General features: G+C 67.3%; 1 protein-coding gene. It reads right to left on the bottom strand.

The genetic code is table 11. The features are described from left to right. The coding region (locus BN1134_RS15445) for a UTRA domain-containing protein (protein ID WP_052449513.1) at positions 1 to 562 on the bottom strand (562 nt) is incomplete at its 3' end. Positions 563 to 663: the final 101 nt, after the last annotated feature.

Genomic DNA, 663 nt, shown 5'->3' with positions numbered 1-663 from the left:
GGCGGGCCACCTCGTCGGGCAGGGCGGTGGGGTGGAAGGTGAGGCGCATGCGGGCGTAGTCGAGGCCATAGTGCTTGCGGTAGATCTCGGTCAGGCTGCCGGCAAGATCCAGCTCCAGCAGACCCGGCACCCGGGTCGGCAGGCAGTGGTTCTCGCAGTAGCAGACGGCGCGGCCATCGGCGAAGCGCAGCCGGCGCAGCAGGTAGACGGTGTCGAGCGGCTTGAGCCCGAGTCGCTCGCGCAAGCCGGGGGGGACGGGGATGGCGCGTTTTTCGATGAGCTCGGTGCGCGGCACGCCCCCCTGCTCGCGCACTATCTGGTGGAAGTTGCTGGTGTGGCGCGGGTTGAGGCGCAGCCTTGGCGGGGTGACAAACCAGCCGCGTCGGTCGGCGCGATAGATGAGGCCGCTCGACTCCAGCTGCACCAGTGCCTCGCGGATGGTGACTCGGGTGGTGGCAAACAGCTCGCACAGCTGGCGCTCGGAGGGGAGGCGGGTCAGGCCACCGGCCAGGATCTGGCTGCCCAGTTCGTCCTTGATACGCAGGTATTGGGGTTTGTTCATGATGCTCCTGAAAGGTGGTCGAGACCAGAAGGGCCCGGTGGCGGCCCGGCCTCCCATTATAGCCACCAAGATGAATTTTTTGTTGCACGTGGCCGCCCCCC

Origin of the sequence: Aeromonas simiae, assembly GCF_000820125.1 — a bacterium.
Classification (GTDB): domain Bacteria; phylum Pseudomonadota; class Gammaproteobacteria; order Enterobacterales; family Aeromonadaceae; genus Aeromonas; species Aeromonas simiae.
Note: the sequence above shows the minus strand (reverse complement) of the source record. Positions and strands in the feature narration are given on the sequence as shown.